12 protein-coding genes are annotated in these 12951 nt (G+C 64.2%); 8 read left to right on the forward strand and 4 right to left on the reverse strand.

The annotated features are described in order from the left end of the window. Positions 1 to 95: 95 nt before the first annotated feature. Positions 96 to 5576 carry a DUF4011 domain-containing protein gene (locus tag B6K69_RS15980; RefSeq protein WP_164681978.1) on the reverse strand — a complete coding sequence of 1827 codons (5481 nt, stop codon included), beginning with the start codon at positions 5574 to 5576 and terminating at the stop codon, positions 96 to 98. 610 nt (positions 5577 to 6186) lie between these two features. After that, positions 6187 to 6999 (reverse strand): ABC transporter ATP-binding protein, encoded by an 813-nt coding sequence (locus B6K69_RS15985; protein ID WP_108644500.1) that lies wholly within the window; start codon positions 6997 to 6999, stop codon positions 6187 to 6189. Here B6K69_RS15985 and B6K69_RS15990 point away from each other — a divergent pair. The 3 genes from B6K69_RS15990 to B6K69_RS16000 all read left to right on the forward strand — a co-directional run bounded on the left by B6K69_RS15990 (position 6946) and on the right by B6K69_RS16000 (position 8516). Continuing rightward, entirely contained in the window at positions 6946 to 7242 is a 297-nt protein-coding gene (locus tag B6K69_RS15990) for a virulence factor (RefSeq protein ID WP_236939034.1), read from the forward strand. The two genes, B6K69_RS15985 and B6K69_RS15990, sit on opposite strands and share 54 nt — an antisense overlap. Before the next feature lie 177 nt (positions 7243 to 7419). Continuing rightward, positions 7420 to 7608, forward strand: coding sequence for a hypothetical protein (locus B6K69_RS18270; protein ID WP_164681979.1), 189 nt, complete (start codon positions 7420 to 7422; stop codon positions 7606 to 7608). A 155-nt stretch (positions 7609 to 7763) separates the two neighbouring features. Continuing rightward, on the forward strand, positions 7764 to 8516 hold the full coding sequence (locus B6K69_RS16000) for a Crp/Fnr family transcriptional regulator (protein ID WP_108644503.1): 753 nt from the start codon (positions 7764 to 7766) through the stop codon (positions 8514 to 8516). Between the two features lie 49 nt (positions 8517 to 8565). On the opposite strand, the gene B6K69_RS16005 is transcribed toward B6K69_RS16000, so the two are convergent. Together B6K69_RS16005 and B6K69_RS16010 are read right to left on the reverse strand one after the other, a co-directional pair. Then, entirely contained in the window at positions 8566 to 8757 is a 192-nt protein-coding gene (locus tag B6K69_RS16005) for a hypothetical protein (RefSeq protein WP_228156761.1), read from the reverse strand. Positions 8758 to 9071: 314 nt separating this feature from the next. Beyond that, positions 9072 to 9620 (reverse strand): OmpA family protein, encoded by a 549-nt coding sequence (locus tag B6K69_RS16010; RefSeq protein WP_164681980.1) that lies wholly within the window; start codon positions 9618 to 9620, stop codon positions 9072 to 9074. Positions 9621 to 9826: 206 nt separating this feature from the next. Between B6K69_RS16010 and B6K69_RS16015 the strand changes: the two genes are divergently transcribed. The 5 genes from B6K69_RS16015 to B6K69_RS16035 all read left to right on the forward strand — a co-directional run bounded on the left by B6K69_RS16015 (position 9827) and on the right by B6K69_RS16035 (position 12890). Next, complete coding sequence (locus B6K69_RS16015; RefSeq protein WP_108644506.1) at positions 9827 to 10282, forward strand: cupin domain-containing protein; 456 nt, start codon at positions 9827 to 9829, stop codon at positions 10280 to 10282. 333 nt (positions 10283 to 10615) lie between these two features. Further along, positions 10616 to 10921 (forward strand): hypothetical protein, encoded by a 306-nt coding sequence (locus B6K69_RS16020; protein ID WP_107672152.1) that lies wholly within the window; start codon positions 10616 to 10618, stop codon positions 10919 to 10921. Further along, positions 10921 to 11277 (forward strand): hypothetical protein, encoded by a 357-nt coding sequence (locus B6K69_RS16025; RefSeq protein WP_108644507.1) that lies wholly within the window; start codon positions 10921 to 10923, stop codon positions 11275 to 11277. Before B6K69_RS16020 ends, B6K69_RS16025 begins: the two co-directional genes overlap by 1 nt. A 100-nt stretch (positions 11278 to 11377) precedes the next feature. Beyond that, positions 11378 to 11668 carry a hypothetical protein gene (locus tag B6K69_RS16030; RefSeq protein ID WP_108644508.1) on the forward strand — a complete coding sequence of 97 codons (291 nt, stop codon included), beginning with the start codon at positions 11378 to 11380 and terminating at the stop codon, positions 11666 to 11668. 376 nt (positions 11669 to 12044) lie between these two features. Beyond that, positions 12045 to 12890 (forward strand): transglutaminase-like domain-containing protein, encoded by an 846-nt coding sequence (locus B6K69_RS16035; protein WP_236939014.1) that lies wholly within the window; start codon positions 12045 to 12047, stop codon positions 12888 to 12890. Positions 12891 to 12951: the final 61 nt, after the last annotated feature.

The raw sequence follows: 12951 nt of genomic DNA on the forward strand, positions 1-12951 counted from the left end.
TGGGAATGACCGCCTGAGATTGTTGGCGCTCCGTCAGGGGTACCAAACGGGATTCACGAGATGAATGCCTCATGAGATTTGTGCGATCGAGGAACTCAACGGATTTCGAGCACCCGAACTTCCTTGATGTGCGAGCCGACCTGGTATTCGACCTCGTCGCCCACCTGCGCGTCGAGGAGGGCCTGCCCAAGCGGAGTGTGAACCCCGATTTTGCCCTCGTCTGGGGCGTTCACGCCCTCGACCAGGGTGAATGCGAGCTTCTTGCCATCGGTGATGTTTTCGATCTTGACCTTCGAGCCCAGTACCACGGTCGGCTCGGCTGCGCCCCTGCTGGCCGTCGAGAAGAGGTCATTGCCCGCGGGCGGTTCGAATGGCAAATTCGTTTGTCTGGGCCTTGGCGGTGTCGGCACCGCGGTCGTAGAGGACGCAGGTCGGGCATCACTGCCGGCGTTCGCGGGCGGATCTTCGACGACCGAGGTGGTTTTCTCGGCGACGCGAGTTAGCGACGCCATTGCGTCGAGACGCTCGGAATGCTTCACGCCGCGCGTCTTGGCTTCGGCGAGCGCGGCGTCGATTGCCTCCTTGAGGATTTCGATCTCGGCGCGCGGATTGCGGAACCAGTCGGTCGACCAGATCCGGTGCAGTCGCCAGCCGAGACCCTCAAGCACCTCCTGGCGCAGCCGGTCGCGGTCACGGCTCGACTTAGAGCTGTGGTATGCGGCGCCGTCACATTCGACACCAAGAATATAGCCGTACGGCCAGTCGGGGTGCCGGACGCCGAGGTCGATGCGGAAGCCGGCGACGCCCACTTGCGGCACGACCTCGCAACCGAGGCGTTCGATTTGCGACGCGACATAGTCCTCGAACGGGCTCTCGGTGCCCCCATGCGGGCCGGCCGCGTCTGGGATATGCCCGGTCTTCGAGTATTCGAGCCAGGCACGGAACATCCGCACGCCGAGTGCCTTGTTGCCGTCGACGAGGATGTCGGTTGGCTTCATCGAGGTAAAGGTTATGATCTTTCGCTTGGCTCGGGTGAAGAGCACGTTCAAGCGGCGATGGCCATGGGCCGAGTTGATCGGTCCGAACCGCTGGAGCACTTTGGCACCGGCCGCCTCCGGCCCGTAGAGCGTCGAGATCATCATCACGTCACGCTCGTCACCCTGGATCGTCTCGATGTTCTTGACGAAGAACTCCTCGAGCGCGTCGTTCTCCTCCTCCCACTTCTCGACGAAGGCCTGGACCTTTGGGTTGCGATCGCGCTCGCGCTCGAACTCCTCGAGGATCAGTTCCTTCTGGTCCGAGTTCATCGTGCAGATGCCGAGCGACAGTTCCGGCCGGTGCGTCATGTGATGGACCGCGGCGGCAACGATGGCGCGGGCCTCTATCTCGTTGCGGCGCCCCTTGTAGATGCCGGGCACCTCGATCAGCTCGACGCCGAGATCGGGGTGGTTTTCCTGCGCCGACGGAAAGATCGTCAGCTCGCCCTTGTACATCCACTGGTTGGAGAACTGGATCAGCGCCGAATGCCGCGAGCGGTAGTGCCAGCGTAGCTGGCGCACCGGCATGAAAGCGACATTGGCCATGTCGAGGATGCTCTCGCTGTCCTCGCGCAGGTCCTCGTCGGTGTCGCTATCGTCGAGCACCTTTTGGAAGAAGCTCGTTGGCGGCAGCTGCTTGGTGTCACCGACGATCACCGACTGGTCGGCCCGGCTGATCGCGCCGATGGCGTTCTCGGGCGTCATCTGCGATGCCTCATCGATCACCACCAAGTCGAACCGCATGCCAAGCCGGAGATACTGAGCCACAGCGAGCGGCGACATCATCCAGCAAGGCTTCAGCTCGACAAGGGCGCGGCCGGCGCGGCTCGTCAGCTCGCGGATGCTGATGCGGCGCTTCTTCTTGTGGAGCTCGTTGTAGATCAGGCTCATGTCGGAGAAGGTCGACTTCCGCCCGACATTGTTTCCAGCCGGCGGCCGCGCCGACTCGAGCAGCTTTTGAACCACCGCAACGCGGGAGAGCTCGATCATCTCGCGGTCCTTAGAGCGGATTTCGGCGCGGATGCGGTCGAAGTCCTGGCCGTCGTAGCCTTGCAGCGCGGGGCCCCATTCCTTGTAGGCGAGATCTGCCATCGAGCGCGCGATCAGAGCGCGGACGATCGGTGCGAGCCGTGCCGGATCGAAAGCCTCGCCTTCGGCCACCGCCCAGTCGATCAGTTCGCCCAGCCCCTGCCCGCGCAGGCTGTCCTCGGCGCGCCTCAACTGCGCCCGGTCGAGCAGCGATTGCGGATCGGCGGCGGCCTCCCGCAGGTCGGCCGTCCGCCTGGCCAGCGCCATCGGCGTCGAGAGATCCTCGGGAAGACCGAGATCGGCCGCGAAGGTGCCAACTTGCGACTCGAGCTTTGCGCGGCGGGCAGCAAAAATCTCAAATTCCTTCGCCATCGCGTCCGCCCGGTCCGACCGGATCGCGTCGAGCGCAAGATCCGCGTCCTCGGTGTTGGCGATCGCTTCGGCAAGGTCGCACTCGATATTGAGCAGGTCGGTTCGTGTCGTGAGGCCGGAGAAGCGCGCCCCGAGCACCTCGCGCGCCGGACTCTCCTCGATCTTGCGGGCGAGGTCTGTTTCCGCCGTCTTCCTGGCCAGGATCTCCTCGATCTCCGGGAGGTGCAGGCTTTTCCTGTCGCGGAAGAGCTCGAGGTGGCTCTCGGCCTCTGCGATGTAGCGCCGTTCCCTGTCGGCGAGATCCTCAAGTTCGCGCAGCTTCGCCTCGGTCTCGGAGAGGGTCAGAGGAGGCACCTCCTCCAGTTCTGCGAAAGCGAGTACAGGATCGAGCTCACCGGTTTCCAGGTAGGTCTTGAGGTCCACGCTGGAGCCGGCGATGTCCTTGCAGATCCCGTGGAAGGTCACCACACGGCCGATCGCCGTTCTGTCGGTGTTGAAGCCCTGGAAGTGAGGCCCGAAGCACTCCTTGTAGCGGGTGCCATTGTCGAAGTCGCGGCGGCTGTCGAGCCAGTCGGCATATTCCTTCAGGCGCCGCGCCATGTCGGCCTGCGTGTCCTCTCGCCGACCTCCGAGAACATTCGCGTAGGTGTTGCGTGCCGCCTTGTACGCAGAACTCATCCTGCCGAAGAAGCCGGCGCCTTCGATGGCGGCCGCGGCATTCCTGAGTTCGCCTGGGTTGTGGGAACCGCCGGCTGACGGCAGCGCTTGCCGGATGCGACCAATCTCGGTCGAGAGACGCGAGATCGTGTTATCGATCTCGATTGCCACGGACTCGATCGAGGCCATCGGGTCGCCACGGCGGAGGGCGAGGACATCCGGGGACTGCTCGCCGATGCGCTTTGCCCCATCGCGGATTTCCGTCAGGGTCCGGCCGGAAGATGTCCAGCTTCGGGGAAGCCGGGACGCGGCGCCAATTACCTCGTGAGCATCGGCGACCGCTGCTTCGATTTCGGCGAGCCTGACGAGATGTTGCTCGGGATCGAGCCGCCCGCCCCGTGCCCGGGCGAAGTCTGCGGCCGCTGCGAGGCGCTTCCCGACATTCCAGCCCTCGGCATCGCGTAGGCTGTGGCCGAGCTGAGCCACGAGTGTCTGTCTTTCGCTGAGCTGGCCGCAGAGATCCCGGGATGCCCGGCGGGCGACTGGATCGGTGAGCCTTTCGAGTAGCTCCGGGTCGACCCGTCCACCTTCGCGTGCGGCGGCCGAGAACAGATCGCAAATCGCCTTCATGTCGATCACGAAGGGGTTCGCCGTCATGAAGACGGCGATGGAGGAGGCCGCGACGTTCCTCTCGAAGATCTCCAGAGACTCTGCCAAGCTGGCGGCAGTCTCAGCGTGATCCTCGGCTAGGTCATGCGACGTGATCGGTGCGGTCGAGGCGCGCCAGAGGACTGGCATGCGGGCGATCCGCCCGAGCCGGGTGCCGAAGGCATCGGCTTCCGAAACTAATGCTTCGACCTCGATCGCGCCCATTACCCCGGCGTTCGGAATCGCCAGCCGGCGGATCTCCCGCGGCAAGGCCTCGCGGGTCTCGGCCGTGGCGATGGCATGGCCAATGACCTGGTGCACCGTCAATCCTGTAGAGCCAAGCATCGCGCCCAGCGCATCAAGGTAGCCCTGGAGAATGGCGCGGTCGCGCTCGAGGGCGCGCTGGCGCGAATCGAAGCTGTGCCGACCGGGCCCCGGGGACCGGCTCATCTCGAGGCGGGCTTCGATGCTCTCGTAGACAGTCTCGGCAGTGCCACGGCCAGCCTGAAGCGGTAGGATGAAGTTGCCGAGGCCAGCGGCATCGAGGCGATTCTTCACTACGTCGAGGGCGGTCAGCTTCTCGGCGACGAAGAGCACCTTCTTTCCGTCTGCGAGCGCCGAGGCGATAAGGTTGACGATGGTCTGCGACTTGCCAGAGCCCGGCGGGCCTTCGATCGCCAGGTTCTTCTGGTCGGCGACATCGACGAGGGCGGAGTACTGCGACGCATCCGCATCCATCACCACGTATGGCACCTTGCTGGCGACCTCGGGATCGTCGGTACCGTAGGTCTCGGCATACGCACCATCCCCGACGCCGGTCGTGGCGAGGAGGCGTACCACCGTCTCTTCCTCGGCCAGCGGGCGTTTTTCCGGGTCGAGGTCGTGGTACATCGCGATCTTCGAAGACGGAAAGATCCCGACGCAGACCTCGCGGCGGATCTTCCAGTGCCAGCCCGAGGGCGCCGTTTCTTCGATCGTCTTAAAATAGTCCTCGACGCTCCCGCCCTCGTAGTCCGGCAGGGCAAGCTTCTTCTCGTTCTGGAGCTTCAGTGCGAGGTTGGTGTTGACCATGACCTGGTCGACGCCGTGAAGGTAGAATTCGGCGCTCTGAGGGGACTGCTTCCGCTCGATCCGGATCTCGAGAAGCAGGAGCGGAGAGACGAAGCGATCATTCTCGTCGGGGCTCTTCCACTCGAGGAGGCCGAAGGCGACATGGAGCACGTTGACGCCGGTCTCGCGCTCGAAGGACCGGCCTTTCTCGAGGATGGACTTTGCTGAGCGTTGCAGGCGGTCTGGCAGAAGCAGCGTCTGAATGTCGTCGTCGCTGTGCCGCCCGTCGTCGTGTTCATCTCCGGGGAGCGGCAGGATATAGCTCGGCTCGACACCGTGGAGACGAGCGTGGTCGGCCAGCGATGGCGCGTCCTTGGTCTGGCGCGGTGGCAATCCGAGGTCTTCGCGTAACCGGTCCTTCAGGGATCGCTCGGCTTTCATCAACTTCTCTTCGGCCTTGGCCGCGTCGGGATCGATTTTCGCGATGTCGGCGAGGTAGCCCTCGTCCTCCTGCCGGGCGACGAAGAGTGCATCCCGGAATTCGTCCGTCTGCTCATCCGGAAGCTCGTCCTCAAGCGCGGGCAAAGCCGCCAGCCGCATCTGGCGCCCCTGGGAAAGGTTGTGGCGCAAGATGTCCGGCAGCTCGTCCACGACGCGGATGAACGAAGTCGACGCAGGGGTGAAGCGGATGTTGATCAGCGGGTTGCGGCGAGTCGAGTCGAGAAGTCGGAGCCGGAGTTCCTGTAGCTTGGCCGCGACAAGCTCGATGTTCTCGTCGGTCAACAGGGGGCTGGATGCCTCTTGATCATGATGCAAAACGCTCACGGCATCTCCTGACTTGCGACCGATTGGACTTCACGCGCGGTCCGTATGGGCTTGAACCTAATCTATAAATTGATACGGGACAACAATGCCCAAGCTGAGACAGATCGGCGATTTGATCTACTTCGTGTCCGGCTTCTGACCATGCCTCATTCTATGATTGGGAATGGAGATGCTCTATCGCTTTTGATGAACCTCGCTTGTCAACGTCTGGTCAACCCGCGAATGCGTTCGCAAAAGCACATTGATCCGCCCGAATCCGACGAAGGACGTCGAGAGTCCGCGAGAGAGTCCGCCATTTCAAAGGCTTGTCCGCCAAGTTGCTGAAATCAAAAGAGTCTCAAAAATCAGTAGGTTTGGCTCATAACCTGAAGGCCGCAGGTTCAAATCCTGCCCCCGCAACCAAAATACCATAACATCAGATACCTGCGCAGCGCCCTACGGGGCGCTTTCTGCGTTCCAAACGCAGATAAACAGTCAGGCTATAAACGCGGTAAAGCCGCAGACGCGACGCCAAGCACACATGGCATCGGCACGGAGTTTGACCGCCGACGCGATCCTCACTCCCCAGCTATTGACGCAGAACGATGGCGTCCCGGCCCGAGAAGCTGATCTCGACGTCGGTGCCGGGGCTGGGGGGCGGCTGGTCCGGGCGGTTGAAGGTGTCGAGCGAGACCCGGGTGCCGGCCATGGTGGCGCGCAGGCGGATGACCGAGCCCATGAAATGCACTTCGTCAATGCGGGCGGGCAGAAGCGCCTCGGCCCCCGGAACGCGGCCGAGGTGCAGCGCTTCGGGACGCAGGGCGATGACCGGCGTGCTGACCTGCAGCGCTTCGGGCAGGGTCAGCGTCTGACCCGCCAGGTCAACCTGGCCTGCGGCGGCGTCGCGCACGGTCACATCGAAGGTGTTCAGCGTGCCGACGAACTGGGCCACGAAGCGGGTGGTCGGGCGGTTGTAGATGTCGAACGGGGTGCCGACCTGATCGGCCACGCCGCCGTTCATCACCACGATCCGGTCCGAGATGCTCATGGCCTCTTCCTGGTCGTGGGTCACGAAGATCGTGGTGATTCCAAGTTCCCGCTGGATCATGCGGATCTCGTTGCGCAGCGAGACCCGAACCTTGGCGTCCAGCGCGGACAAGGGTTCGTCCAGCAGCAGGACGCGCGGGCGCGGGGCCAGCGCGCGGGCCAGCGCGACACGCTGCTGCTGGCCGCCCGAAAGCTGGAACGGATAGCGGGCGCCGAAATCGGGCAGGCCGCTGCATGACACGTCGGCGCTGACATCCTGCCGCAAAGCTACAGCCTGCTGCCCCCGGAAGATCAGGCCGGCATCGCGCAGATCAGCCTGCTGGGCCTGTCGCACCAGCGCGACTATGTGATCCATGTCGCGGGATGGCTGGGCGTTGGCAGCGGCAGCACGCAAGACCCCACCGACGACATGAAGAAGATCGCGCCGGATCTGATCCAGTGCATCTATGGCAAGACCGACGATGACGATGCCTGCCAGTCACAAACGGGCATGGGCTATGAACTGGTCGGGTTCGACGGCGATCACCATTTCGACGGCGACTATGCCGGGGTCACTAAGAAAATCATGCAGGGCCTGCGGACCCGCCTGGGAAATTGACGCCGGCAGGCGGCCTTGCCCCCGCTTCTGCCGTGGCAGGACAGGTTCTGACCCGGCAATGGCGTCAGTCCGGCTCTATCGGCGGCGGACCGAGTTTCCGCCGTCAATGATGCGGTTGATCAGGGCGGCGACGGCCCTGTGCATTTCTGCCGAGCCATCGCCCGCGGGCGCGTTTGCGTGGGCTTCGGCCGCATCCCTGAGAACCCCGACGATCTCACGCTCTGGCAGGATATTGTGATCATTCAGGGCAAGAAGGAGCGACTCGCAAATGGCAAGGGCGGCGGCTCCGGCAGCTTCGGGGGGCACGGGCATATGACTTCGACTTTCCACAAGAATTGTGACATCCTGCCGGCATCCGCGCCTTGAGGCGCCCTGACGCGCCGGGTCAGGTTCATCCGGCAACCATCGTTGCAGTAAATCGGACGGGTGGACTGATTTGCATCAGGATTGAGCCGCGTTGTTTGCGGAGAATGCACCTTGAGCGGAGGGCAGGGCGCTGCCTGCGCAGAAGAGGGTGGGCAATGATCGAGCGGGACACCGCGCTGCTGATTCAGGACAGCCCGTTTGCGCGCAAGCTCTCGGCATTCGTGCGGCTTGCGCCGGGCGATCTGTCGGTGATGTCCGATCTGTATCGCCGCCGGCGCCGCTTTGCCGTGGGCGTGGACATGATCCACCAGGGGCAGACCGACCATGCGGCCTATGTTCTTGCCTCGGGTTGGGCCTGTTCCTACAAGATCCTGCCAAGCGGTAACCGGCAGATCGTGGACATCCAGATCCCCGGCGATTTCCTTGGGCTGCGGTCGGTTCTGTTCCGCACGTCCGACCACAATGTCGAACCGATCACCGTTGTTCATGCCTCGGAGGTGACGCAGCGCGATCTGCTGTCAGCCTTTTCCGAGACGCCCCGGCTGGCCACGGCGGTGCTGTGGGCCGCGTCGCGGGATGAGGCGATGGTGGTCGAGCATCTGGTCGATCTGGGGCGCCGCAACGCAACCGAGCGGATGGCGCATTTCCTGCTGGAACTGGGCGCGCGGCTGCGGCTGGTGGGCTTGGCCGACAAGACCGGCTTTTCCTGCCCGCTGTCGCAATACCTGCTTGCAGACACGCTGGGGCTAAGTGCGGTGCACGTCAACCGGGTGCTGCGCGAGCTGCGCGAGGAGGGTCTGGTGACGTTTCAGAAGGGCCACGTCACCTTCGATGATTACGAGGCGCTGGTCGAATTCGCCGGTTTCGACCGGGCCTATCTTGACCACGAAGGCCCTTTGCTGACCTGAGGACGAAGTTGCCCTTCCGGGACAGGTGTTCCCGGAAGGGCAGGCGGGCTTATGCCAGCGCGTGGGTGGCCGCGTTCAGCGACTTCAGGCATTCGGCGTCATTCTTCGCCGTCTGGGCCTTTTCGGCCGCCTTGTAATGGGTCAGTGCCGCATCCTTCTTGGGACCGGCCGGCGCCTTGTCCCAGGCGGATTTGACGGATTTCATCTTGTCGATCGTCGAGGTGGGAATGGTCATGGACATGTTCGTATCCTTTTCAGCGACCAGTCGCCGAGGGCGCCCCGACCGGACCTCCCCTGCGGGACCGGACCGGCTTTATCGTTCAGGGCGGGATCGGGGTCTGTCGCCGATGACGGCCGCGGGTATTCGCGGACCATGGCCCAATCTAGGCCAGGAACAGGCGCCAGCGCTGATGCAGGTTTGCTTTGCGTCGGTTCAGCCCGGCTGCGCGGGAAAGCGGCAAGGAACCGCCGAGGGGGGCAAGGCGACGCCAGACGCGGACGAAAACCGCCCGCCAAGTGTGGCGGGCGGCAAGGCAGTCGGTCGGTCAGGCCGGGTCAGTTGGTCGGCGTGATCACGACTTCAACCCTTTGGTTCATTGCGCGCCCCGCCGCGGTGGCGTTCGAGGTGATCGGTTCACCCGATCCGCGCCCGGAATAGCTGATCCGGCTGGACGGCACGCCATAGCGGATCAGTGCGCGGGCCACGGCCAGGGCGCGTTCCTGGCTGAGTTGCTTGTTGTACATTTCGGACCCGACCGAGTCGGTATGGCCCACCACCCGGATGGTCGAGCTGGGATGGCTGTTCAGCGAACGCGCCACTTCGCGCAGCGCGGGCATGAAGCCTGGGGTCAGCGTGACCGAACCGGGCGCAAAGCTTACCGCTTCGGGCAGGATCACGCGCAACTGGTTGCCCGTGTTGGTGATGCTGGCACCGCTGCCGGCAAGCTGGACAGTCAGTTCGCGTTCCTGCCGGGCGGCGGCTTCCGACAGGGTGCCCCCGGTCATCGTCCCCGTATAGGGGCGGCTGGGGGTGGTGGCGATATAGGTGCAACTGGTCATGGAAAGTACGGCCGCAACCGTAAGAAGGCGGATGCTGGACAACATGGGGTGATCCTTTTCGCGGCCGCCCCGGCGGAACGGCGGGCTGCCGCCTTGGCCGGGTCGGGCCATGCCCCATGGTGCCCCCCGCGCGATCGGGGCGCCCTAATCTGCATCAGCCCGGACCCGGATGTTCTGCCCGGACCCCTAACCTTGATCAGTCTGGCCGCGTGACGGGGTGCTAGGCTTGTGCTTTGCAAAGGCGGAATGTGATGAAACAGGGCTACGTCGGAGCACTTGAACGCCTGACAAGAGACAACCGCGATTTTCGCCGCGTGCTGTTCACCGCAGGCCATCTGCAACTGGTGCTGATGGCCCTGCGGCCCGGCGAGGAAATCGGGTCCGAAGTGCATATGACCCATGACCAGTTCTTCAGGATCGAAAAGGGCAAGGGCCGGATCAGGATTGACGGTGTGAAGATCAGGGTCGCCGCCGGCGACGCGATCCTTGTGCCGGCCGGGGTGCGCCACAACCTGACCAATACAGGAAAGCGCCGCCTGCGGCTTTATACGATCTACGCGCCGCCCAACCACGTTGACCAGCTTGTCGAAGCGACACGGGCCATTGCCGACGCGCATGAAAAGGCGCGCGCGCTTGCCGCCTCGGCCGAACAGGGGCGCAAGGACATGATTGATGAGGGAGGGCCTGTGGCCGCGGCCACAGCCTGACCGCGTGTCCTGCCCACGCGCCCGGCTCCATTCCGCACCGATCCTTGTCCCGACAGCCGGTGCGGACGGCGTCGCCCGCCTTTGATTCCCTCAAGGCGGGCGGCGTGCTGTGGGCGGCGCCGAAGCGATCGTATCCGGGCCGTCCGTCCCGCAGTTCCCCGGAAAGCCCCCTCCTGCTGACGGGTGTTAGTGCGCGCCCCGGTTGTTTGACCCAGACTGCCCCATGCCGGTTTCGCAACAATCTCCGGCTTTCCCGCAGACCTTCGGACCTGCCTGCCGCTTCTGGCAGGTACCGGCAGGGTGCCCCTTATTCACACGGACAGGAGCCATCTCATGGCACAAGAAAACGCGAACCACCGGACCGCAAGCGCCGACTACGATGCCGTGGTCGAGCAGATGGCCACCCTGCGGCAAGACATGATGGAGCTTGCGAGGAACGTGCAGACTGCCGCCGGCACGCGCAGCCAGGCGCTGGCCAAGGATGTCACCAATGGCATGAGCGATGCCGTCAGCTATCTTGGGCGCAAAGGCCATGATGCCGATGTGCGGATCGAAGGCGCCGTGGCGGCAAACCCTTACATGGCGCTGGGGCTGGCGGTCGGAATGGGTATTCTTCTCGGGGCCATGACCCGGCGCTGATGGTCTTGCGCACCCTCTTGGCCGAACGGTTTCGCGGCACGCTGGACAGGGGCCGTTCTGCCCTTGTCTGGGCGGTGCTGCTGGCAGCGCTGCTGTCCGCCGGTTCGGCCCTGCTGCTGACTGCCGCGGTCATGGGACTGTCGCGCCTCATCGGGCCGGGCCTTGCCATGACGGCGGTCGGGCTTGGGCTGATCGTGGCCGCCGCGGCTCTGGCCCTTTGGCGGCGGCGGGTCAGGCCCGCAGTGCCGTTTCTGCCGGCAAGGCCGCCGGTGACGGCGGGTTATGCGCTGGGGCAGGCAGGGTTCGTTCTTGGCTTTCTTCTGGCCCGAACCCTGCTGCGCCGGCGGCTGCCCTGAAGGCCGCACGAACCCCGATCGGCGCGGCGCCGCGAACAGGTGGCCGCGCAGGATCGGGGCACATCCCTTGACCGTCCCCTTGCAAAGCGGAGGCAATCAGATGGCGTTACGTTCCACCCGTTTCATGGTGACCTTCCGGCATCCCTTTTCCCTGCCCGGAGACGCGGCCCGCCTGCCGGCAGGCGACTATGAAATCCTTGTCGAGGAAGAGCTTCTGCAAGGTCTGACCTTTGAAGCCTATCGCCGCACGGCCAGCTTTCTTGTGGCCGGTTCCGCGAAGACGGGCCGGACCGAGATGTATCCGGTGTCCGAGCATGACCTTCAGGGGATGCTGACGCGGGATCAGGCGCCGGACGTGGATGGCATCGCATTGCTGACAGAAAGCAGGTAGGAATGACCGATGGATTCCGAAAACCGGCAAGGCCGGCGGTTTGTGCGCCGAAACCGGGCGAGACCGCTTACGCCGGCCAGATGCCGCCGGACGCGCTGGTTCCCGCGCAGGGCGATGTGCCGGCAGACCGAACCTGCCTGCGCTGCCGCACCATTTTCAGAAGTGACGGGTTCGGTCAAAGGGTCTGCCCACGCTGCAAGGCATCTTCTTCGTGGCGGAACACCGTCCCCCTTGCCGAAGGATACCCAAGGACCGGCTGACCCAGACCTGCAACCGTGACCCAACCGAAAGATCGGCCTGACCTTTGCCCCAAATCTCCATTCTGCATGAGACGCTTTATCGCTACCGAACCCCGGTTCAACTGGGGGCGCACCGGATGATGTTGCGCCCGCGCGAAACGCGGGATCTGAAGCTCATCTCTTTCGATCTGCAGCTTTCGCCCGAAGCACCCGTGACCTGGGCGCATGATGTGGCGGGAAACGCCGTCGCGACAGCCATCTTTCCCGGGATGACCGATACGCTCAGGATCGAGTCCCGCGCCTCGATTGATCTGAGTGCCCCCGCCTGGCCGGTGTTCGCCATCGCGACATCGGCCATCGAATATCCCTTCCTGTATTCCGCCGATGAACGCACGGATCTGGGGGCGCTGGTGGCCGCGCAATACGCAGACCCGGCAGGGCGCCTGTCAGCCTGGGCCAGGGGCTTCGTGATGGGACCGGCCACCGACACGCTGTCCTTGCTGAAGGATGTCAGCCTGGGCGTTTCCAACCAGATCGCCTATCAGGCGCGGGATCTTGAGGGCACGCAAGGGCCGCTTGAAACCCTCGACCGCGGTTGGGGATCGTGTCGCGATTTTGCCGTGCTGTTTGCCGAGGCGGTTCGGACGCTGGGTTTCGGCGCGCGGATCGTCTCGGGTTATCTGTTCGACCCGACAGAGAACAGGCTTGGTTCTGCCGGCGCCGGATCGACCCATGCCTGGGTTGAGGTCTTTCTGCCCGGCGCCGGCTGGATTGCCATCGACCCCACAAATCGCGCGGTGGGTTCGGCCAACCTGATCCCGGTTGCCGTTGCGCGCAACATCCAGCAGGTCACGCCGGTATCCGGCAGCTTTCAGGGCTTTTCCGCAGATCTTGTCGAACTCTCGGTGAAGGTGACCGTCGTGCAGGAAGAACCCGTCACCTCCACCATGACCCAGCCCGCGCCCTTTGTCCGTGACCGCTGATGGTTGCGGGCGTTTTCCGGCATTGCCCGGGCGTGGCCGCCTGCAAGACTGCCGCAAGTTA

The sequence above is a fragment of the Pseudogemmobacter blasticus genome (assembly GCF_003071405.1).
Taxonomy (GTDB): Bacteria; Pseudomonadota; Alphaproteobacteria; order Rhodobacterales; family Rhodobacteraceae; genus Pseudogemmobacter; species Pseudogemmobacter blasticus.